At 31.7% G+C, this 22,955-nt stretch carries 13 protein-coding genes, 1 tRNA gene and 2 pseudogenes; 12 read left to right on the top strand and 4 right to left on the bottom strand.

Features of this window, described 5'->3' with window-relative positions:
• Nucleotides 1–115: 115 nt before the first annotated feature.
• The 6 genes and pseudogenes from IPM51_00450 to IPM51_00425 all read left to right on the top strand — a co-directional run bounded on the left by IPM51_00450 (nucleotide 116) and on the right by IPM51_00425 (nucleotide 7,846).
• Complete coding sequence (locus IPM51_00450) at nucleotides 116–2,311, top strand: peptidylprolyl isomerase (GenBank protein MBK9282770.1); 2,196 nt, start codon at nucleotides 116–118, stop codon at nucleotides 2,309–2,311.
• A 54-nt stretch (nucleotides 2,312–2,365) separates the two neighbouring features.
• Complete coding sequence (locus tag IPM51_00445; protein MBK9282769.1) at nucleotides 2,366–3,463, top strand: Nif3-like dinuclear metal center hexameric protein; 1,098 nt, start codon at nucleotides 2,366–2,368, stop codon at nucleotides 3,461–3,463.
• Between the two features lies 1 nt (nucleotide 3,464).
• Nucleotides 3,465–4,234 (top strand): annotated as a pseudogene (locus IPM51_00440) (hypothetical protein).
• A gap of 149 nt (nucleotides 4,235–4,383) precedes the next feature.
• A tRNA-Val gene (locus tag IPM51_00435) sits at nucleotides 4,384–4,458 on the top strand.
• Nucleotides 4,459–4,626: 168 nt separating this feature from the next.
• The gene (locus IPM51_00430; GenBank protein MBK9282768.1) at nucleotides 4,627–5,847 is read left to right on the top strand and encodes a site-specific integrase; all 1,221 of its coding nucleotides are present in this window, start codon (nucleotides 4,627–4,629) and stop codon (nucleotides 5,845–5,847) included.
• Nucleotides 5,848–5,929: 82 nt separating this feature from the next.
• Nucleotides 5,930–7,846, top strand: a complete 1,917-nt coding sequence (locus tag IPM51_00425) for an ATP-binding protein (protein ID MBK9282767.1) — start codon at nucleotides 5,930–5,932, stop codon at nucleotides 7,844–7,846.
• A 64-nt stretch (nucleotides 7,847–7,910) separates the two neighbouring features.
• On the opposite strand, the gene IPM51_00420 is transcribed toward IPM51_00425, so the two are convergent.
• Nucleotides 7,911–8,168 carry a helix-turn-helix transcriptional regulator gene (locus tag IPM51_00420; GenBank protein MBK9282766.1) on the bottom strand — a complete coding sequence of 86 codons (258 nt, stop codon included), beginning with the start codon at nucleotides 8,166–8,168 and terminating at the stop codon, nucleotides 7,911–7,913.
• An 83-nt stretch (nucleotides 8,169–8,251) separates the two neighbouring features.
• Here IPM51_00420 and IPM51_00415 point away from each other — a divergent pair, with 83 nt between their 5' ends.
• The 4 genes from IPM51_00415 to IPM51_00400 all read left to right on the top strand — a co-directional run bounded on the left by IPM51_00415 (nucleotide 8,252) and on the right by IPM51_00400 (nucleotide 12,518).
• The gene (locus IPM51_00415) at nucleotides 8,252–8,860 is read left to right on the top strand and encodes a hypothetical protein (GenBank protein MBK9282765.1); all 609 of its coding nucleotides are present in this window, start codon (nucleotides 8,252–8,254) and stop codon (nucleotides 8,858–8,860) included.
• Between the two features lie 95 nt (nucleotides 8,861–8,955).
• Nucleotides 8,956–9,681 (top strand): hypothetical protein, encoded by a 726-nt coding sequence (locus tag IPM51_00410; GenBank protein ID MBK9282764.1) that lies wholly within the window; start codon nucleotides 8,956–8,958, stop codon nucleotides 9,679–9,681.
• 113 nt (nucleotides 9,682–9,794) lie between these two features.
• Nucleotides 9,795–10,121: a hypothetical protein gene (locus IPM51_00405; protein MBK9282763.1), complete on the top strand. Its 327-nt coding sequence runs from the start codon at nucleotides 9,795–9,797 to the stop codon at nucleotides 10,119–10,121.
• Between the two features lie 1,179 nt (nucleotides 10,122–11,300).
• The gene (locus tag IPM51_00400; protein ID MBK9282762.1) at nucleotides 11,301–12,518 is read left to right on the top strand and encodes a hypothetical protein; all 1,218 of its coding nucleotides are present in this window, start codon (nucleotides 11,301–11,303) and stop codon (nucleotides 12,516–12,518) included.
• A 1,502-nt stretch (nucleotides 12,519–14,020) separates the two neighbouring features.
• Here IPM51_00400 and IPM51_00395 read toward each other — a convergent pair.
• A complete protein-coding gene (locus IPM51_00395) occupies nucleotides 14,021–14,254 on the bottom strand; it encodes a DUF3997 domain-containing protein (GenBank protein MBK9282761.1) in 234 nt (77 codons plus the stop codon).
• 106 nt (nucleotides 14,255–14,360) lie between these two features.
• On the opposite strand from IPM51_00395, the pseudogene IPM51_00390 reads away from it, so the two are divergent.
• Nucleotides 14,361–15,682: pseudogene (locus IPM51_00390) on the top strand (IS3 family transposase).
• Between the two features lie 195 nt (nucleotides 15,683–15,877).
• Nucleotides 15,878–16,075, top strand: coding sequence for a hypothetical protein (locus IPM51_00385; GenBank protein ID MBK9282760.1), 198 nt, complete (start codon nucleotides 15,878–15,880; stop codon nucleotides 16,073–16,075).
• A gap of 103 nt (nucleotides 16,076–16,178) precedes the next feature.
• Here the strand turns inward: IPM51_00385 and IPM51_00380 are convergent, their stop codons facing one another.
• Both IPM51_00380 and IPM51_00375 read right to left on the bottom strand, forming a co-directional pair.
• Nucleotides 16,179–16,520, bottom strand: a complete 342-nt coding sequence (locus tag IPM51_00380; protein MBK9282759.1) for a hypothetical protein — start codon at nucleotides 16,518–16,520, stop codon at nucleotides 16,179–16,181.
• Between the two features lie 10 nt (nucleotides 16,521–16,530).
• Nucleotides 16,531–22,953, bottom strand: a complete 6,423-nt coding sequence (locus tag IPM51_00375) for a VCBS repeat-containing protein (protein MBK9282758.1) — start codon at nucleotides 22,951–22,953, stop codon at nucleotides 16,531–16,533.
• Between the last annotated feature and the right edge of the window lie 2 nt (nucleotides 22,954–22,955).

The following is a 22,955-nucleotide window of genomic DNA, read 5'->3' as shown; positions in this document are numbered from 1 at the left end:
AAAAAAGAGAAATGGGCTTGATTTTCAGCACTTTTCATTCAGAAAACTTTTTTGAATTTCACATAAACTACTATCTTTGCCTTCCGATAATTATCGGCATAAAAATTAGCACAAAATGGGTAAAGAAAAGAATCCTCAACAAGTTGAGAAAAAGAAAGAAAATATTAGTGTTTTAGAAATGATACGCAAACGTACCGGCCTTTTGGTAGGTATTGTTGGTTTAGCCTTGGTCATTTTTATTTTAGAAAGTTTATTAAGCTCGGGCCCTTCTATTTTTGGAGGTGATGATATGATGTCGGTTGGAAAAATGAACGGCGTAAAAATTGACCGAAATGATTTTGCTTACCGAATTGAGCAACAAATGAATCAAATTCGTCAGCAGCGTCAAAATAATGACATTGATGATCAAACCAGAGCTCAAATTGTAGAGTTTGTTTGGAATCAATACATCAATGATTTAGTGATTAAGCCGGAGTTTGCCAAATTAGGAATTTCGGTGAGTGAGGATGAAATTTATGATCGTGTGGTTGCTAACCCCGGACAAAGCATTGCACAACGTTTAATTGACCAAAAAACCGGAAAAATTTACGAGCAATTGGCCAATGCCAATGGTGATTTAGATCCGCTTAAATGGAAACAATTTGTGCAAAATGCCAGCGGAGATCAGGAAGGATTTATAAAAGATTTAGAAGAAGGGATCAGAAACTCCAGGCAATTGGAAAAATATTCTGCCCTTATTCGCAAAGGAATTTATGTAACAGATGCCGAAGCAAAAGAAGCCATTAAAGTAGCCAGCACAAAATTTGATGTAAATTATGTGATGAAACGATATGATGCAGTTAGTGACAGTGCTTACCAGGTAGCTGACAGCGACATTGAGAAATACTATAAGGAAAATTCGCATGAGTTCAGAAGTTATGAAGCCAGCAGAAAAATAGAATATGTTGCGTTTAACGTAATGCCAAGTCCGGAAGATTTAATTGCAATTGAAAAAAATGCGCAGGAAATTGCATCTAATTTTAAGGGGAAAACCTTAGCCGAAGATAGTGCTATCATGATGTCAGAAAGTGAAAACGGAAACGTAAGTTTTAAAAATCTAACTAAAGAAACCATGATTATACGTGATACCACCATTTACACAGATCCTGTTGGTACTGTTTATGGTCCGTATAATGAAGGTGCATACTTTAAAATTTACAAATTGGTTGGTAAATCTGTTATAGCCGATAGCGCCCGCGTTCGACATATTTTAATTGGAACCGTTGATATGGCTACACAGCAAGTTAAAAGAACTCCGGAGCAAGCCAAAAAACAAGCCGACAGTTTATTAACCTTAATTAAAGAAAAGAAAGCTGTATTTGACACACTAGTGAAAACCGTTAGTGATGACGGAGGAAGTATTGATAAAGGCGGTGATTATGGTTGGTTTGGAGAAGATAAGGGGTTTGTTGAACCATTTAAAAACGCAGGTTTATTGGGTAAAAAGGGTGATATATCGGTGGTTGAAACGCAATTCGGATACCATATCATTGAGGTGTTAGAGGTGAGCCCAACCAAACACGAAAGTTTTAAAGTAGCCGAAATATTCAAGCTTATTTCTCCAAGTGAAGAAACCAATGATAAAATTTTTGCTACTGCCAATGAATTTGGAGGAAAAAATAATACGGCCGCCTTATTTGATAAAGCTGTTGAAGAGCAAAAATTAACAAAACGTGTTGCCGACAACATTAAAGAAGGCGACAGACAATTACCCGGAATTGAGCAGGCCAAAGAATTGGTAAAATGGGTGTACACAGCAAATAAAGGTGATGTGCAGATTTTTTCTTTGACCGACAAGCATATTGTAGCCAAATTAAGTAACATTGTTTCCAAAGGAATTTTACCATTAGAAGATGTGAAGGATGAAATAACTGATAAAGCGCGTCAAAAGAAAAAGGCAGAAGCCTTTGCCGCTGAATTTAAAAGTGCCGGCGCAAATGATTTAAATGCTTTAGCTTCAAAATTAAATATAGATGTAAGAAAGTCGGAACAAATTCCGGCAAGCAGCCATGGCTTTGATGGATTTCATGATGATGTAATGATGGGCGTTTTATCTGCAATGAAACAAGGGCAAACCAGTAAAGTTGTAGAGGGTGAAGTAGGAGTTTTTGTAGTACAATTAAGTAATTTAATTGCCGGTGATAATAAAGTAGAGCCTAAATTTAAACGCATGGAGATGGAACAGGAAATTGGCGGAAGAAGCGATTATGAAGTGATGGTGGTATTAAAAGAAATGGCGGAGATTGAAGATCACAAATCAAGACTAGATTAAAATCTTAAATCCCCCTAAATAAATACAGGGGGATTTTTTTTACCCTATAAAATGATTACCATAAAAAATATTACCCAAGTTATTGAAGAGTTTGCACCCCTCACCTATCAAGAAAGTTATGATAACTGCGGATTGCTTACCGGTGATGCTAACGTAGCGTGTAGCGGCGTATTACTAACGCTGGATTGCCTCGAAGAAACCCTTGATGAAGCCATTCAGCTAAAGGCTAACTTAATTGTAATGCATCACCCGGTTATATTTTCCGGCTTAAAAAAAATAACCGGAGATAATTTTATTGAACGAATAATCATAAAGGCCATAAAAAATAATATTGCACTTTATGCAACGCATACAAACATAGATAATGTACGGCAAGGCGTAAATTATAAAATAGCCGAAAAATTAGGATTGGAGAATTGCAAAATACTTGCGCCTAAAACAAATCTTCTCCGAAAATTAGTTACTTATGTGCCGGCTACACATCACGAAAAAGTTTTGCAAGCGCTTTTTGAAGCCGGTTGCGGACAAATTGGAGAATATGAAAATTGCAGCTTTAATACTTCCGGCACGGGAACATTTAAGGGTAGCGATAAAACTAATCCCTTTATTGGCAAGGCAGGACAATTAAGTAAGGAAGCGGAAATTAAAATTGAAACCATTTTTGAAGCCCGAAATGAAAAAAACATTTTAAAGGCATTAAAATCTAATCATCCCTATGAAGAAGTGGCTTTTGACGTTTATCCGCTTGAAAATAAGCTAAATGCAGTTGGCTCCGGAATAATTGCTGAATTCAAAGAAGCCATGCGCGAAGAAGATTTTCTGAAATTAGTGCAAAAAGCACTAAAAACGAAGGTATTAAGACACACAAAAATGAGCGATAAATTTGTTAAAAAAGTAGCAATTTGTGGTGGAAGCGGTCGTTTTTTGTTAAAAAACGCGATAAATAGCAAAAGTGATGCGTTTTTGACTTCTGATTTTAAGTATCACGATTTTTTTGAAGTGGAAGAAAAGCTCCTATTGGTAGATGCCGGACATTTTGAAACAGAACAATATACACCGGAGATATTTTATGAAATTATCACTAAAAAATTTGCTACATTTGCAATCCATTTATCAAAAATCAATACGAACCCGGTAAATTATTTTATATAAGATGAGCGCTAAAATTAAAGAAAAGATAGATGCTTCGGTAGAAGGTAAACTGAAATCACTATACCAGTTGCAATTAATAGACAGTAAAATTGATCGCTTACGCACCATACGCGGAGAATTGCCTTTGGAAGTAAGTGATTTGGAAGATACTGTTTTGGGTTTAGAAACCAGATTACAAAATGTTACCGAAGAAGTAGCAGAACTAGAAAATCAATTGAATGAAAAAAAGCAGGCGATTAAAGATTTTCAAGCGAATATTAAAAAGTACGAAGCGCAACAAAATAAAGTTAGAAATAACAGAGAGTATGATGCGATTACCAAGGAAATTGAATTCAGAATTTGGAAATTCAATTAGCTGAAAAGCGTCAGAAAGAAGCAAAGGCGGCTATCATTTTAAAAGCTGAATTACTTGAAAAAAGTAAGGTAGAATTTGAAGAAAGAAGTAAGGACTTAAAAGTAAAGAAAGCTGAACTGGAAGAGATTATTTCAGAAACCGAAAAAGAAGAAAAAGATTTATTGGTAGATAGCGAAAAAGCCAGTTCTGAAATTGAAGACAGATTATTAAATGCTTATAAAAGAATAAGAGCAAATTCAAAAAACGGATTAGCAGTAGTTGCGGTAGAACGTGATGCTTGTGGAGGTTGTTATAATAAAATACCACCGCAAAGACAGTTAGATATTAGAACCAACAAAAAAATTATTGTTTGCGAACATTGTGGTAGAGTATTGGTAGATGGAATGTTGATTCCGGATACAAATGAAGCACACTAATACTTGTTCATTTCACAATAAGTAATTAAATTTGCCGACCTATTAGAAAGGAAAAAAAGAGTTCATTACTCTATAAACAAATGGGAGCTTAGCTCATCCGCCGCGGCGGAGGTTCAGAGCGCCGGAAGAAAAAAACTTCCTAAACAAATGGGAGCTTAGCTCAGCTGGTTCAGAGCACCTGCCTTACAAGCAGGGGGTCACTGGTTCGAACCCAGTAGTTCCCACAGAAGAAAGCCTCGTATCCAAATGATACTGAGGCTTTTTCTTTTAGGAACGGTTCTCCCAGCGATGCTCTGATGACCAACTAAAGTTGGAACCAGCTAAATCTACCTGCAAATTACCTGCAAATTACCTGCAAATTTTACAAGTGAAGGCTACAAAACCTGTAGCAAATGATAACATTAAAATTAACGCTCGATACAAGACGAGCAAAAAAAGACGGTTCATTTCCCTTAGTGTTTAGACTTAGTCTGAATGGACAAACAAGAGACATTCCAACAGGATTCAACTCTACAGACAAATGTTGGTCAACCATAACAAACAACATAAAACCATCACACCCACTATTTGAAATAATTAATAAGGAGCTTCAAGAAAAGAAAATTAAATACCTATATAAAATAATAGAATTTGAAAAACAATTTCCCTATGATAAGAATATTCAAAAAATCAGAGATTACTTAATATCCAAATCCGAAAAAAAACAAACTGTTAATGAATTCTGGAAAAATGAAATCAAAAATTTATATGATTCAAATAAAAACGGCAACGCTTTAATCTACTCTGAATCTTTAAAAGCAGTGATTAAGAAATGTGATCTCAATATTCCTTTTGAAAAAATAGACTATTCTTTTCTTAAGAGCTTAGAAATTGATTTTATTAAACAAGGAACAGGTATTAATTCAATTAATCTGTACTTAAGAACCTTTAGAGCTGTGTACAATAAAGCAATTAATCACAAAGTTGTTTCCATGAATCATTATCCATTTCGGAATTTCAAGTTGAAGAAGGAAAAAACAATACCAAGAACTATTACTTTAAATGAAATGAAACTATTTTTTAGTCTGCAATTAAAACCTGATTCAATATATTATGAAAGTTGGCTCACTGGTAAACTTATGTTTATGCTTATTGGTATTAATTTTAAAGATCTACAACTCTTAACAACTGAAAGTATTAAAGGAGATAGATTAATTTATAAAAGAGCAAAGACAGGTAGAATGTATAGCATAAAAATTCCAACTGAAGCTCATTCAATACTAGAGCACTTTTTGCATAAGAACCATAACACTATATTAGGAAATATAAACTTGGAAGATAAATTCCAAAAAGGATTTCCAGAGTTATTAAAACAAAAAAATAAAGTCTTTAATGCTCATCTGAAACAACTAGGTAAGCAAATTAAAACAAAGGAGAAAATAACGGGTTATGTATTTAGATATACTTGGTCGAATATAGCCAAGCAAATGGGTTATAGTAAGGATTTAATAGCCGAAGCTCTAGGACATGAATATGGGAACAAAGTGACTGGAATTTATCTTGAAGCTTATGATAAAGAACTGATAGATGAAATGAATATTAAAGTAATGGATAAAATAATAAACAAGGGGTAAAATCCTTGTTTATTTAAGATAAAGAGGAAGAATTGCTATAAAATATAGTATTAATACTGCTATTTCCTACGTAACTTTAATCTTGAAAAATATTTGCGGATTTAAAATAATGGACAAGTTCAGTTTTAAAATAAAAAATTATAAATGTTTTGGTGACGAGCCACAAGGGTTTGATAAAATTTTACCAATAAATATAATAATTGGTAAAAATAATTCTGGTAAAAGTAGTTTACTTGAATTGGTTAAAACAATGGCTAACTCAACTAATTTTGATATTATTAAAAAGAACTTTCCAAAATTAGCCATCATTTACACATCAAAATTAACCGAATCCACCATTAAAGATTTTTATCCCGAAAACCTTTCAGGTGGTAATATATCAGGTCCAAATTATTATCATTACGGAAAAGATTTTGTCGGGGAAACAATTACTGCTGAATGGGGCTATGATAATGGTATTAAATTTATTGGTTCAAGTAAGCCAATTAAAATTCCTAACAATAGACGACATGAAGAATTAGTAAGGATAAATTCGCATCCTTTTAAAGGTAAAATTATAAAATCTATAAATGCAGAACGAGACATAAAACCAGAAGCTCAGGCAAAAAATCTAGCTTTAGTAGCAGATGGTAAAGGGGCAACCGCCTTAGCTCAAGAAATTATAAATTCTGCTGAATATGACTCTACTTGGATAGAGTCTTTACTATTAAAAGGATTGAATTCCATAACCTATCCTGAAATTCAGTTTACACGTATTTTAACTCAAAATACTGAATCTAACGTTTGGGAGATTTATCTTGAAGATAAAAATGGAGTTAGAATTGCATTATCAAAAATGGGTAGTGGAATTAAAACTATTTTACAAGTTTTATTGAACTTAATTGTAATTCCTAAACTTGAAAAAAAACAGGAGAATGAATATATTTTCCTATTCGAAGAATTAGAAAACAACTTACATCCCTCATTACAAAGAAGATTATTTAATTTCATAAAAGATTTTGCTTTAAGGTTTGAATCTGTATTTTTTATAACCACTCACTCTAATGTGGTAATTGACTCATTTGGCGCTAATGAAAATGCACAAATTATCCATATAAGTGATTCAGTAACGAACAATGTGAATTGTTCTAAAGGAATTAATAGAGTTCTAGATGATTTGGAAATTAAGGCGAGCGATATTTTTCAAAGCAACGGAATAATATGGGTGGAAGGACCAAGTGATAGACATTATTTAAACAAATGGATTAACTTAATTGCTCCAGAACTCAAGGAAGGGTTGCATTACAGTATTATGTTTTATGGTGGAAAATTATTGAGCACAATTACTTTTTCTTATTTTGAAAGTGAATTAATACCACTTTTAAAAATTAATAGAAATTCATTCGTTATAATTGATAAGGATAGGAGAAATATTAATGAAGATATAAATAAAACGAAAAAACGAATAAATGAAGAATTGGGTGGTGATAAATGTTGGATAACTTCAGGTATTGAAATAGAAAATTACTTAACGGATTCAACCATTAACAAATGGTTAAATTCAAAGGAAATAAAAAAACCAAAATTTAAGGGGGATAAATTTGAAAAATTTGAGGTGAAAATCAAATCTAATTACAAAATTCCTTATGCACAAACTAAAAACTTATTCGCAAAAGAAATAATTAATTTCATTACAAAGGATGACCTTGATTTATTTGACTTAAAACTTAAAATAGATTCTATTGTACTCAATATTAAAAAATGGAACAAATTAATTTCTTCTGAAATAGAAATTATCAGAGCAACTTATGGTATACCATCAAAATTAATAGACATTACTGAAATTATATTAGAACAAGTTTCAAGAGGAATAATTCATGGTCCTGTGGACCCATCTACATTCGGTATACCAGACCCTATTTTTGGAACTGTAAAAACCTTATCTATTCATTGTAAATTAAATGGGATAGAAAAGAAATTAGTATTTTATGATACAGATAAGGTTTTCAAAATTGAATAGTTAAAAGTTTAAATAACAACCTTTCTATTTGCAATTTCTTTGAATAATTATGAAATTTTTAATTTTACTTCAACCTAAAATCAAACAACTCAGAAACATTCACTTTTAAAGTACGGGCAATTTGAAATATCGTACTGACTGTTGGGTTAATTTTGCAGGTTTCAATTCTTGCAATTTGTGATAAACTTAATCCCGATTCATAGGCTAAATCTTCCTGAGTATAACCTTTAGAAGCTCTTACTCCCTTAATGCTTGATGCAAGCAACTTTAATCCCTCTTCATCATAGATCAATACCCTTTTTTTAATTGCCTTTTTATTCACAATTCAAAAAGAGCACATTTGCTATAATTATGTTATTGCACTTGTGCTATATTTTATTAATTTTACTAATCAAACATAACATTATGAAAACTACACTTATTCAAATTTTTATTTTTCTAACACTATATTGTGCTTCGCAAAATAGATATGATACGCCAACCCAGCAGAAATATGAAAGCACTCATACAACCTCAAATCTTGACCTTCTTTTAAAATTAGCTCAAGCACAAGAAGAGGCTGAAGAAAAAAAACGTGAGGACTTAAGGAAAAAACAAACTGATAACATCAAACAAGACCAAGAATACAATAATTACAATACCAAATCCAACAATCAATCCCAAATTGAAGAGAATAAAAAGAAAGAATTACGTTTGAAAAATGAAAAACAAATTCAAAAAATTCAAGATTTATATGCTAATGCGCCAAGTTATCCTGTAACATTGATTGATGGAGTTTACAATTGTGAATTTGTAGATCAAATTGAAGGAGTTGTAAGCTTGAAAGTATATGTTCAAAAAAATAAAATCACGCACTTTGTAAAGAACAACGAAAAAGATGTGCCAATACCATTTTCTAGCTCCATTACCAAAGGCAAGGCATTGGTTAAAACGATTTGTACCATGATTGGTGAGCCAACTCGAATAGAGGATACTTATTACGATGTATACTTTATTGAAACTATTTACAAATAATATTACTAGATACTTTTTTTCTTCTATGTGTTGTATTCATAAATACTTAACCTTCCCGTTCTTTAAATTATCCACATAATATAAATTCAAATTAAATGAAGAAATTAAAAATTACAGCATTATTATATTTTATGTTTGTTATAATGCTTAATGCGCAAACTAAAAAAAACAAAATTGAAATTGTTAATTTAAAAAATGACACTATTGAAACCTCAAAATGCTATACGCTAAAAGTATACCACAAAAACGCAAATGAGGCGCAGCTTTCCTGTTTAGGCGCTGGAATAGTGTTTAAAAATTTAAATAACGGTACTTTTAGGTTTGTAAAAAATTACACAGGAAAATTGTCTATAGCCGTTTCTATAAAAGGGAAATCATTAGGTGTTATACATGTCTATTCTAAAGGAGGGCATGACTATGTCGCTGCTTGGGCCAGAGATTCCATTAATAGCGATAAAATTAATAGCATCCTATCAAAATTTCCAACTGACTCATTTCTTTATATGAAATTTCTTGTGAAAATGGAAAAGTTTCGAATGCAAGCGCCTTACATACTTGAAGTGATTAATGAAACTGATAATTCAATTACATCAGATACCGTTTATTGTAATTTCATTATTCCGTTAAAATATGATATGAAATATAAACTAAAGATTGGTAATGAAGCTTGTAACTACCGCTACATTTCAATTGACACCCATGCCCCTAGAAAAAAATGGGTTTTAGAAAGTGATATAGAAATGGAAATCGATGGGAATTCATATGTAAACGGCTTTCTTATATATGACCGCAATACTGACTATTTTATTTTAAAAAATTAATTTTTTATTTTTTTACGTCAAACAACAAGTCACCCCCCTACTACACCCCCTCTAAACTCTGACAGGGAAATCATTGTAGATTTTCCATTTTATTAACTTAAAACTAATAGTTTATGGTAACAATTATTGATGCTGTTGAAAGAAAAAACAGCAAAGACGAAGTATTTACTTCATTCATCCTCTCGGGAGGAGTTGAGATGGTTAAATCTCAAAAAGGCAAATTCTATGCAACAACAAGAAAAGCAAGTGTGCCCTGCACTCTTTCATTAAAAGTAGCCAAGCAAATGATTGGCCAAAAGATGACTGGCTCTATTATTAAAAAAGTATGTGCGCCTTACTTATTCAAAACACAATCTGGAGAAGAGATTGAAATTGAATTCACTTATGAATATAGTGAAGAAGGTACAACAATTGAAGAATCTGTTTTTCAAGGTCAATAATGGAGAAACACTTTTTTTATTTAGACTATGAAGGTTTACTCGTTGTTACAAATAAAGGGACTCTTAGAAGGATTAAAACCCCTTTTAAGGCCCTTTCTTTGATTGATGTAGGAGAAATACTAAATGGTGAAGTATATGTAATTACAAGCGTGTCATATGGCCCAAGTGGGATTATGGTTTATGGCTTCAAAGGTCAATTCTATTACTACTACTTCTTTGTGATATTGGATTAATTTCCTCTTGTTAAACAAAGGTACTTTCATTTCGGACTAAACAAGGTCAAGATAAATTTTAATAAATTCTTTTGGTTAATGTGTGTTTACAAAACAATTTTTTAAAAACCTTGTTTACTCCTACATTCATTTAGAACAGGTTGTTTAACAAGAGAAAACTTATTCTGGTCAATAAACAATTGTTAGAGGTTAAATGAAAAGTGAATAATGAGAATACATTACAGATAACATATTGCGAATAACAAATAAGGAACTATAGAGTTAAAAGGAAATAAGGTGTTCACTACAGGTCTTGAAGCAAATCTTGCGCCAAACACACACAAGCCCTCGTTTGTCACAAGCTTTGCAATTCTACAACCTTTCGCTCACAAAATGTTTCTTTTAATTATTTCTGCCTTCGCACCCTTCCACCCTCAAATAATTAAATCACATTTTAATGTTAGGCTCGCCTTCGTGCAAAATTCACAAGTGTTTGGCAAGAGGCAAGCCAAACATAGCTAATCCCTGCTTTTTCAAAGCTCCAAATCAGCATGAATTTTGCAACTCGCAGAGGCAGGGCGAGCAGACTGAATTATTGAACTATTGATTGAAAGAGAACAAACAAATACTTCAAGTACATTTTGCACTATTTATTATTAGAAGGAATAATATTTGTTATTCATTCAAATCATATAATAGGTTATATTATACTATATATATAAGAAAAAATCAGTAGAAGAAAAATATTTTCACCTTTTTGTCAAACATATTATTATTTTCCTTATCTTTGTACCTGATTAGCAAAGCGCGTTCTGCGCAGATTGAAGAGAGATTGAGGGTGTGATTTTCAAAAAGATTTTTGGTTATTAGTATAGGATTATTTAAGGATTGATGCAATTGATTATTAAGGCTGCATAGTTAAAAACAGTTCTATTGCAGTAGAAATAAACAAACTGTAATATATAAAATGAATAATTACAAAAACACACCAGAAGAAGACTCACAAAGTCAAGAACAGCCAAAAGAAGGCAACGCAAAACCAACCACAGAAAACACTCCTGATTTTCAAATGGGTGGAAGATTAAATCCTATTAAAGTGTATTTGGACACAAATTACGACTTTAAGGTAAACAGTTTATTAGAAAGGATTGAATATAAAAAGAAGAATGAATTAGAATATCAGATTATATCAGATTATGCCGAAAACAGTATTTTAAATAGGCTTTTAGAAAAAGGCCACAATTGTAATTCGACTCTCTTAAAACAGATTCTCTTATCGGATTTCACGAAACGTTATCACCCCTTTATTGACTATTTTAATTCTTTACCTCTTTGGGACGGAGAAGATCACATAGATAAATTAGCTGATACTGTAAAAACTCATAATCAAGAATTCTGGAAAGTATGTTTAAGAAAATGGTTAATTGGTGTCGTTGCCGGCGCAATAACCCAAGATCAAATTAATCATCTTTTACTTGTAATACAGGGCGGACAAGGGAAAGGTAAATCAAGATGGATTAGACGGCTTTTACCAAAATCACTAGTTAGTTATCTATATAACGGGACACTTCACGGTAACAATAAAGATAATCTCTTACTCTTACAGGAATGTTTTATAATTAATCTTGAAGAGTTTGAGGATATTAAAAAAATCGGTGCGTTAAAAGACTTGGTTACAAAAGTGAACACAAAGGTCAGACGTGCTTACGCAAGAAACAATGAGTCAATCACACAGCATGCCTCTTTTATAGCTTCAATTAATGAAAGGCGATTTTTGGTTGATAAAACAGGCAATCGTCGTTTCCCGTGTTTTGAAGTACTAGAGAAAATTAATGATGAAGTTTTCATTGACATGGATAAGGTGTATGCTCAAGCATATCACCTTTATAAGCAAAATGAAAAACACTGGTTTGATCATGAAGAGCAAAACAAGATAGAGGAAAATAATTTAAGCTTTCAGACTATGGATGAACTTGAAGAAGCTATTTCGGAATTGTTCTCCGTGCCTATTTCTATTACTGAGCATACTAAATTCATCACGTCGTCACAAGTTTTAGAAATTATATTAGAGAAAAAATTAGTTACAAGGAATTATTCCCCAATTCATGTAGGGAAAAAACTTACATATCTTGGATTTCAAAGAATCAAAAAAGACGTGTATGGTTACCATGTTAATATTAATTAATAGGTAATTTTAATTTATGAAGCCCATAGAAATATGGGCTTTTTCATATTATTTGGGTAAGAGGGTAAGGTAGGTAAGTTTTTTATTAATGTATTTAGTACATAATAAAAGAATAACCATGATTAATCTCTTGTAGAATTAAAAAAACATCTACCTATCCTACCTAGTTACCGTTATATACAATCACTGTTTAACAGAACAAAATTTTCTTTATAAATTTCAAAAAATACCTCATTATTTTTAGCATAACTAATTCTTAATGAAATCCACTTCTGAATACCTAAACATGGGCACCTTTAACTAAGATTTTGAAAAAATTTACCAAAATGTTTGTTTGCCAGATAGTTTAAAATATTCATAATACTCACTTTTACTAAAGTTTAATAAAGGCTTTAACCAAAAAAAATCAACATTTAAGCGGTATACCTAATTTAATCTACACTCTTTAATACATAGCTTTTTGGAACTATAGAAGCGGGGTTAAATAAGGGTATTATGGATATTTCGGAAATTGTAATATTGTTTGATTTGTACGGAAATAATTGATGATATTTTTCAATTTAAATTTGGAAACATCAAATATTTTTACTTTATTTTAATTATGAATAATAAAAAATCATTATCCCCGTGTATTTTGTCTTGGGCGCGATACACTTTGGGATTTAAATCAGTAATGCCCATTAATCATAAAACTTGCTCAATGAAATATTTTTTCAGGGCATTGGATTATGTCAGCCGAAACGGTTAATCATTTCGTTATCCTTGAAAAAGAAAACCCGCATTAGTGGGTTTTTTTATTACCATTAATTATACGCTGGTAGATTGAAGTGCGCTAAAACATCGCAATGTATCATTCAGTATGCAGTTCATTTCATTGAGGATTTCAATCCTAAGTAGAGTTAATCTTTGCTCGTCAACCTGAGCTAAGTGTTTTGCCAGTGCAAAAGGAGCTCTTACAGCATTATGTGCATTAATTATTTTTTCGGACGAAAATAAAATTTCAAACTGAGACACTACCAAATAAATTGCTGATAGTCCAGCTACATGTGTTTATTCAATCCTTGATTGGTTTTGAATTTCACATAAAATAAATAATCTGTTTTGATATTGCATTTTTTCACTGGTTTTTTGAGACGAGTGCTTTCAGATTGGCTATATAAGAAAAAAGCGATTCCCTGAAAATAACCATACTCAAAGGGTATAATATAACTTATTATATCCTTTGTTTTTCATATTAATGATTACGAAATAAATTAAATCTTTATATATTATTATTACCCTCCATTCATACTTAATTATTATTTTTTCAATTATATCAGACTTCGTCAGAAAGAACGGTGGTCAATTTGCGCCGGTATTAGGTGATCAATTTAACCGGAATATGTATTATACTCCCATTTAAATTTCAATTATTGTATCATCTTAGCCAACGATTATTATCAAGCTCGGTAAGTAAAACTAATTTCTAAAGTAAAAAAGCTCCGGTTTACAGAGCCTTTCTTTTATTCCAGGTCTTTCAATACCTTCGAAAATATTAATTCATCCGATATTCCCAACTCCTTCCGCTTCTCTTTAAATTCCGATTCAGTTAATGGGCCAATTAATCCATTTTTAGTTCGCCAGTTCATCCCTTTTTTGAAAGGTAAAATATAGTAGTTTATTATTGTTTTATTCGGAGCATTTGGAAATGTACGTGGGTACTGTTTTACAATCATATATTTATCGTTATAGCCCACTGCAAAAACTGTGGCATCTGTTTCGTTTCAAACCAAAGTGTACTGATTTAATATAAAAGAATAGAGACATTTTCTTAAGTTTAACTAAAGTAAAAACAGAAAGAAAATGGAAACAAATCCAAAGAAAAAAACAGCCGAAAGTTTAATTAAGGATATTAAACGTAAAACAAATCGTACTTATAGTTCAGAAGAAAAGATCCGTATCATTATTGAAGGTATGCGAGGAGAAGAAAGCGTAGCGGCAATTTGCCGTAAATACGGGATTAACGACAGTTTATACTACAAGTGGAGCAAAGACTTCATGGAAGCTGGTAAGAAGCGGTTAAGTGGCGATACAGAGCGTAACGCTACCGCAGATGAAGTAGAACATCTAAAGAAACAAAACAATGATTTAAAGAAAGCTATCGCAGATTTATATTTACATAATGAGTCATTAAAAAAAAGTTTAACAGGCTTGGAGTAAGCCATAAAATGACAAAATATATGAGATTAAATCAAAACGATAAATATGAAATCATTTTGCTGATAGAAAAATCAGAGGTGAGCTTAAGTAAAACTTTGTTGGAATTAGGAATACACAAAAGCACGTTTTATAATTGGTATAATGCCTATTTACTTGATGGATACGATGGCTTAGCGGATAAGCCCAAGAGCAGGAAACAATATTGGAACGCTATACCACAACCAGAAAAGCAATTAATTATTGAAACTGCATTAGATTATCCTGAACGTTCGTCAAGAGAAATTGCATTTTTATTTACTGACATTCATAAGCGATTTGTATCAGAGAGTTCAGTTTATCGAATACTTAAACAGCAAGGATTAATTACAGCACCAGCATATGATTTAATAAGAGCCTCGAATGAATTTAAAGATAAAACAACCAGGGTAAATGAAATGTGGCAAACTGATTTTACTTACTTTAAAATAATTGGTTGGGGTTGGTATTATTTAAGCACAGTGCTTGATGATCATAGCAGATTTATTATTCATTGGCAATTAGGCCCTACAATGAAAGAAACGGACGTGGAAGATACAATCAATGCAGCAATGCTAAAATCTAATCTTAAAGCGAACGAAAAGCCTAAATTACTAAGTGATATTGGTTCTTGTTATATCGCTACTGATTTTAAAAAATACACAAAAGAACAAGAAATAAAACATATTAGAGGCAGAGTTCGACATCCACAAACACAAGGTAAAATTGAGCGCTATCACAGAAGTATGAAGAATGTTATTAAGCTTGATGTTTATCACAGTCCTATGGAATTAGAACGAGCATTACAAAAGTTTGTGCATTATTACAATTACGAACGATATCACGAAGCAATTAATAATGTTACACCAGCACAAAAATATTACGGAAAGTCAAATCAAATATTAGAAAGGAGGAACAAAATAAAACAAGAAACCATCAAAAAAAGAAAACAAAATTACATCAATCGAATATCAGTAAGTGAAATTTTTAAAACAAGGGATAGCACTTTAAAAAAATTAAAACCCTTAGTTGAAAATAATTTTACGACTGGATATTAAAATCAAAAAAATTAACTAATTTTAAAAAAGAAAGTGTCCTAAGTTATTTATGCTTAAAAGTTCAGATTGGTTTGACTACATACAGTGTTGGATACTACCGTTGATTATATTATTAATGGTGCTACAGAGGCCAAAGCCAAAGCCCAGTTAAAGGATAGCAAAGTGTTAGAGCAATTTAAAGAAGTGGATAGTTTACCCGATACCGAAAAAAATATTGTACTCAAAGTTGTTTCTGCCCTTATCAGAGATTATAAAACTTCTCTCTCTTATAAAACTGCTTCTTAATCAAAAAGCCCGCAAACGCGGGCTTTGTGTTTACTAAAATTAATTCTTACTAAAAAGACTTTCATCTTTTCTTCCGCTGGCAGCCTACTTTTTCTGAATATTCTTAAGAGGGCTTTTTTAATTTTTCAATTTGAGTTAAAACCTGATTGAAATTAATTTTGTATAAATCCATCAAATGAAATGCATCTAGCAAACTATTTAATGAGCTTTCTATCCAAATACTATTTTCACTTACATCATTGTTTTTTTCAATATAGTTACGCAAACTATCCCTGTCTATTTGCTCCGTTTGAATCATTTTCCCTACCTCATAAAAATATTCTTCCGTATCATTTAAACCTTCAAGAGGATAGTCTCTTACGGCATCAATAATTAATCTCAGTATCGATGAATAATTTGAGTCATTAATTTCGCCTAATTTTTTTTCAATTGCATCAATATTCATTTTCTTTGTTTTATTTAAATCCACTAGAACCCCAGCCACTCATTTTTATAAAAGGATTGGCATACTGCCCAGTTGCAGCATTATAGAAATAATGCGTCTCAACTTTTGAACCATTTAATATACCAGCTTCATATATTTTGCTCCATGGACCAGGAGAAATTGCATTAAGTTTTTGTCCAAGTTGGACATTCATATAACTTCCTTGTATGACGCTAACAGATTTATATCCACTACCAAATTTTGAAGTCAATGAACCATACATTGTTATTCCGCTTGAACCAACTTTACCAACCGGAAAAACGCCAGCAGCTTTTAACCACGCATCGCCCTGACTCATTTTGTTCCCAAACCTATCAGCACCGGTAAAAGCATTGCTAACTACATCCATTAAATTAGCAAGAGGATTAAACTGATTAATCGCATCTACCACTTTCAATGTATTGTCCCAAGCACTTCCGCTACCATCACCTCCATAATTTCTACCCCCGCCACCTTGGGCTTCCGTCCATTGAATATATGCTGCAAAATCTTTTTTGTTTACACTCACACTTCCATCAATTGGATTTATGAAAACGGATTTACCTACTTTGTTATCTCCTAAATATTTAAGTTGTACATAAGCCCCACGGGGATTTAAGTTTGTAACACTACCTGGATTCATTTTATCAGCATCTAAAAAAGCTCCCATTGAAGTAGTAACACCTCGCTGAACAACACCATTTCCTGACCAACCTCCAAATACTTGAGAAGTACGAACACCTCCGCCACCGCCCCCAAGCCACATATTATAACCTGCACTTCCTGATGTAATTCTTATACCATCTAAATAAATTACAGGTTCGGCTAAATAACGGTAATGACCATGATCATTTTGACTTCCTCCATCTGCCATAACAAATGGAGGTCTTACATATACATAACCTGAAGGGTCATTATACTTAATTGGATTATTCATCACATAACTGTAACGATTATAGTTTTGTACATTAGAAGGGTTTTGGATTAATTTATCTGGCTGTATAAATCTTCCTAATACCGGATCGTATATTCGTCCGTTCATATTTATTAATCCAAATTCATCCAAATGTTCATGCATGGTATACCCTCTTATTAAAAATTGAGAGTTTGGCACATTATTATAAGTCCAGTCATTTGGATTTCTTCTTCTACCCCAAGCATCAAAGCTGAATTGCTCAACAATATTCCCTCCAGTGCTTGTTAGTAACAAAGGACTTCCTAAATGATCAGTTGTAACATTGAATAATTGATTTGTACCATTGTTATTATAATTAATTGCACATAATCCAGTAGGAGAATTAATATATGTCCATTCCTTATAACCAACATTTGTTTCTTCTCTATCAAAATTATCTGCGTAATACCTTGTAAATATGGTAGCATTATTGACTTTATAATCCATTTTAACTCGTTCTTCATCACATCCGTAAATAAAATTCATTTCTCTGGCATTATCTGTTTCAATAATTTTACTCACCTTGTTAAAATTATTATAATTAATATTTAAAGTGTTTAAACTTATATTACCTACTTGATTTGTGATTTGAGTAAGTTTATAGGGTTGCCCTTGTTGACCATACACGTAGTTTCCACAATCTTGTTTGTAACTTAAATTACCATTGGCATTATAATTAAAAACATCTTTAACAACGGGCATATCATTAATGTCTTGATAGGTGGTTTGAACTAATCGATCAAAGTCATCAAACCTAAAACCTTCTTCAATATTTGTGTTTGAAACAAAATTCTCGAATTGTCTATTAATTACATTGGAGGTAGTATTTTCAATACTATAAGTTTGTTTCGCAATACTACCTGTAATAATTTCACTAATATTTAAATTATTGTCATAATTTAATTGAGTGTTTGTACCACCCGAATTACTATATTGATTAATTAATCCTGGAGTTAACAAGTTGTTAAGTTGCCATATTGTATTATTATTATTCTTTATTTTTATCAAAATTCCATTAGGATCATATTCATTGGATGTTACAAAACCGCCTGGATATACATGATTAACCATTCGATTATTTTGATCATAAGTAAATTGTGATAAAAATTCCTTCACCGGAGGAATCAAGACCTTTTGTTTTTGCTCAATTAATCTTCCGAAGTCATCATAATTAAATTCCAAACTATTATTTGGGCCGGTGATTTTTTTAATAGATTCCTTTCCATTTCCATTTAAAACATATTCATATGAGCATGCACCGTAAATATTTCCGGTTTTTGAAGTTATTCGTCCAAGTTGGTCATATTGATAAGCTACATCTCCATTGGGTGTGTTCTCCAATATTATTTCCCCGATTCTGTTATATTGAAAGTTGTAAACCCCAGTTGTTGGATCATTTAAAACAATGCGTCTTCCATATGCATCATATCCAACTGTGGTAATTCCATTTCCTTGTCCACTTGGAAATGAAGTTGATATTTGGGTCGGTAAAGAAAGCTGATTAAATGTATAATCAACTACATGGGGCGATTGAATGTTTGCATAATTAATGGTACGATCTTGTTGTCCCGCCTCATTATTTTCGGAAATAAAATAGGTGAATCCTATATTGCCTAAGTTTGGCACTTTTGTTTTCTTAAATCCTTTTATAAAATTATTATCCGTACTAAAGTTATTGTAGGTGTATTCTATGCTGTTAATAATACTTTGATTCCGATATTGAAACACATTAGACGGCCTATAAAATTCATCGAATGTGAATACAGTTGATTTTACAGTAGTTTGGCCTTGAAAATATGGTTCTGTTTTCCGCAACACTCTATTCATATAATCATAACTTGTTTCTGTAATAATTGTATTACCATTGAATCCACTTGATTCGATCCTCAACACGTTTCCTTTATGATCTAAATAACTTACATTACTCCCACCATTGCTAATCTCAGTAGTAATTTTAGGACGATAAATATCTCTTGCGGGCAATATCCCATTAGTAGGTATTGTATAAGGATCCCATTCGTAATTAGAATTTATTGTAACTCCTGTAGCAGAAATTGTTTTTATTAATCTACCTAATCCATCATAATTAAATTTTGTTTCCTTACCGTATAAATCTGTTGATTTTATTACATTGCCTAACCCCGGCTCGTAAATGTTGGATACATTGTTACCAATGGAATTTGTGGATTGTAGAATAAATCTGCCGGTAGCGTCGTAATTTACAGAACTTGTGCGGGGTTGTGCCAAATCAGGTGCAGATATGCTAACAGATTGAGGAACTCCAAAAGCATTAAACTGAGAATAGTTTGTCACCAAAGGTATTGTGGATGGAATAGTATTTTCATTAGAAGAAATTAATCTAAATGAATTGTCATATAAATAAGTACTAATAAATTGGGAAGAATTTCCGTTGGAAGAATTTGTTTGATTAATTTGACCTAATTTATAAAAAGTACTATTATAGATTTGATTAGTGAAAGGTTGATATTGAAAATCTTTTTGAATACTTAGAATTGCATTATTAGAGTTCCAATTGTAACTTGTTTCGATAATTGTGCCAACCTTTCCTCCTTGATTAGGATCGTAATTCTCGGTAGATACCATAAAAGTTGACATAGCATAATTTTTAGAACTACTTATCACACTATTTAAGTATTTATTTGAGCCTGATTGCGTATAATTTAAAGTAGTGGATTTAATTGAAGATTGTGAATTTGGTAATAAATTAAAAATATTATTAGTAGAGATATGTGTTGTTAGTTTCTGAATTCTTGTTGGGAGATCATTTGTCAAATCGAATTCATTTGTAGTAAATACCCCTTTTAGAATCACTTCGTTTCTATTTCTTACAATTGTCTTTTCAAATCCTAAAAAACCTTTACCCGTTATATGGTAAATTGCATTTTTATATCCATAATCATTAAAAACACCATTATCAATTAATTCCTCCACCACAAATAATCGAGGCTTCAATAGCGTTGTGTTTTGCCCAAGATTAAAATCTGGAATTCCCTCTTGATAATATCTTGCGCTTGGTAAAAACTTGTACGATATTTTTGTTTCATTTTTTAAATTAAATACGCGTTTAATGAGTTTTTTATTATTTTGATTGAACATAGAATAGGTAACTTTATGTCCGGTACCGGTGTTCTGATAAACGTAATCGACAGTCCCATTCCCATCGAAATCACCCATTTCGCCAATATATCGGTCAAAAAAACCAAAGCTACTCTGATTGGGAATAAATTTGTCACCATTAGAATGATAGAAGGAAAATCTTGATTCATACGTAAAAGGATTATGTGAAGAGATGCCAAAATCTGTCAATCCATCATTATTAATATCTCTTATAAAATATACAGCCTCTTGTCCATTTAGTTGAGTTGGGATTGGGATTGCAGATATATCCCCAACGTAAGTGATTCCATTTGAGCGTAAACTATTTAAATTTGCTTGTGTATTATTTACATAATACACATAAAACAAATCTGTTTTCATATCGCCGTCAATGTCACCAAAATCAATTGACTTTGCTGCATTAGCATAAGCCACTTTAATTGGATCTAAAAGATTCCAATTAATTATATTTGGATTAGTGCCTATATTAATGGTTTGCGAAAACATTAGATTTAATGAATTTGAATTATTAACATATTCATAAACTTCAACAATTGGAGCGACTATGTTCCCAGTATAACGTACTAAAAATAAATCAGTTTTTCCATCACCATTAAAGTCGCCTAAACTTGTCTTGATTATATTTGTAAATGGAAGTGCAGTTTGGCTCTGTCCATTTGATGGAGTAACTCTTAATCCAAATTGATCAACTAATATGATATCATTCAAATTATCACCACTAATATCAGCTTTTGAATAAAAATAACTTGAATTATTAATATGATTACTTAGATTATTAAATATATTTAAATTATTCCAAGATGTTATTCCTGTATTTTGTGGAATTGAACCATTATTTTCAATTGAAATTGCCAAAGTGCCATTCACATATTTAAATTTATATAGAGTGTATTGAGTATTAACACTTACAAAGGCAAATACTTCATCTTTATTATCATAATCTTCATCAAATGCAAATACACCAATTAAATTAATAGGTGTTTGTAACCAAGGAATTGGTGTATACGGAACAATCTGTCCTGGATGTCTTATAATAATTTCCGGCGAATTAATATTATTTAAACACAACAATTCATCAATTCCATTACCGTCGATATCTGCAGCAACCGTGGAAAAAACACTGCCCTGGAATAAATTGACACTTGAAATAAAAAAGTTATTGGATAATTCTGGCGAAATACCACTTTGAGTCCATTCAAAAAAAGTAGGATTTATAGTGTTACCCTTTGAGTCAATTTCAGTTATTTTACTTAATAAACTGGCAAACTCATATTTGTATTCAAAATTGTATTGCCTTACTAATTCATTATTAATATCTAAACAAATGATGTTTTTTAAAATATGCTCTGAAGTGAAATGTTGGCCACCTACATGAAAAACATTCTTATCACTTCTACTCATATAATTAAACTTAATCTTATTATATGGATTTATTTGCGCATTATTATTTCCTGTATAATTAATTTCATTAATTAATATTTCTCCATTTTGATTTGTGTAATCAAAAATCAGGTAATTCCCAAATTCATCATAAATTTTATTTACATACCAAGCCAAAACTTCATTGCTAAATTTAGCTACGTTTTTTGAGTCCGGCGTTCTACCAAATTCCATTGTTAAGCCATCTGTATTTGTAACAACAAAATATTGTGGTCCATTTCCTTGATTATTGAAAGATGAAATAAAACTGTAGTCTTCAATTTCGAGCTTATAAGTAGCTCCGTTTTGACCATAAGTTCCTGACTTTTGAAGTAACCTACTTCCATTTAAACTAAAAGCATCATTAGAATTAAAATTAATGCCTGATGGTGCGCCATCAAAGTAAATTGTTTTATTTACTCTAGTAATCATTGGGATTCCACTAAGATTAAAACCGAGACCCAACCAATTATTAGCGCCATTACTATTATAATTTATTGATAAATTAGGCTGAATACCTTTTGTACCCGGAGAACAAACAATAGGAATATTTAAATTATAAGCACCAATATCATCAACTGAGCTATTCCAGTTTGTTGTAGCAACTTGCAAATTGGTATTTGGAGTAAAATAATTCTCATTGTTCGATGGGTCTGTGTAGTTATTATTTACATAAGAAGGATACGTACTAATATTCAGATTCTGGAGATTAGTTGCTCCTGCTGTTACAAAACCATACACAAACCCGGGCGTTAAATTTATTTGCTGCGATGCTCTTGTGTAAGAATTGATGCCATAATTTGGTAGTGGCGCATTAAAAACTGTTGTAGTTGGCACAGGAATCTGTGCCTTTAATAGCACATGAACAACAAAAAAAATAAGTATATAAAACTTCCTTACCATAA

This window comes from Sphingobacteriaceae bacterium (assembly GCA_016715905.1).
Taxonomy (GTDB): domain Bacteria; phylum Bacteroidota; class Bacteroidia; order B-17B0; family Aurantibacillaceae; genus Aurantibacillus.
The sequence above is the reverse complement of the archived record's forward strand: the minus strand, read 5'-3'. Positions and strand labels throughout refer to the sequence as shown.

Coding starts and splice junctions, on each gene's coding strand:
- IPM51_00415 (MBK9282765.1), top strand. CDS start 8,252: ATGAAAACTACACTTATTCAAATTTTTATTTTTCTAACACTATATTGT.
- IPM51_00410 (MBK9282764.1), top strand. CDS start 8,956: ATGAAGAAATTAAAAATTACAGCATTATTATATTTTATGTTTGTTATA.
- IPM51_00380 (MBK9282759.1), bottom strand. CDS start 16,520: ATGAATATTGATGCAATTGAAAAAAAATTAGGCGAAATTAATGACTCA.
- IPM51_00405 (MBK9282763.1), top strand. CDS start 9,795: ATGGTAACAATTATTGATGCTGTTGAAAGAAAAAACAGCAAAGACGAA.
- IPM51_00400 (MBK9282762.1), top strand. CDS start 11,301: ATGAATAATTACAAAAACACACCAGAAGAAGACTCACAAAGTCAAGAA.
- IPM51_00375 (MBK9282758.1), bottom strand. CDS start 22,953: ATGGTAAGGAAGTTTTATATACTTATTTTTTTTGTTGTTCATGTGCTA.
- IPM51_00450 (MBK9282770.1), top strand. CDS start 116: ATGGGTAAAGAAAAGAATCCTCAACAAGTTGAGAAAAAGAAAGAAAAT.
- IPM51_00430 (MBK9282768.1), top strand. CDS start 4,627: ATGATAACATTAAAATTAACGCTCGATACAAGACGAGCAAAAAAAGAC.